Raw genomic sequence first — 634 nt, forward strand, 5'->3', positions numbered from 1 at the left:
CGAGTAGGAGGGAGTGATTAACTCCCGACCTCTCACACCACCGTACGTACGGTTCCGTATACGGCGGTTCAATTAAGATGATTGACGCAGAATTTCATAACGAACTTTTAGACTTTTGAGCCCTAGGTGACTCCAATAGGAGTTACCTAGGGTTCTGTGTAATATCGGACTTTTTGATATTCTCCAGTAACTCTTGCGAGTATTTCCCCATTCATGTGCCTTCCATTTTGGAACACCTAGTTGTACTAGATTTCTCACTTTTGTACTTGGTTTCTTCCAATTCTTCCATAAGCACATTCGAAGCCTTCTTTTAATCCACCCATCCAGTTGTTCGAAAATAGATTTAGTATCTGCTAAAGCAAAGTATCCACACCACCCAATTAAGTATCGATTTAACTTTTGAATTCGAAGTTCCATAGGAAAAGGTTTACTTCTTGATGTTATCTCACGAATTTTCTCCTTCATTCGTTTGATACTCTGTTTTGCTATTCGAATTTTAGGTTCTTTATTGTTAGTAAAACTAAATCCAAGGAATTTACAATTCCAAGGACGGTCTACTATGGATTTCTTTTCATTTACTTTCAATCGTAGTTTCTTTTCAATGAAGGTTCTAATACTTTTCATGACGCGTATA

1 protein-coding gene is annotated in these 634 nt (G+C 37.4%); it reads right to left on the reverse strand.

Going from position 1 to position 634, the window contains the following annotated elements:
- Positions 1-72: 72 nt before the first annotated feature.
- A partial coding sequence (locus D1606_RS18580) for a group II intron maturase-specific domain-containing protein (protein ID WP_305000248.1) occupies positions 73-634 on the reverse strand: 562 nt, incomplete at its 5' end.

Source organism: Rummeliibacillus sp. POC4 (assembly GCF_003576525.1).
Taxonomy (GTDB): domain Bacteria; phylum Bacillota; class Bacilli; order Bacillales_A; family Planococcaceae; genus Rummeliibacillus.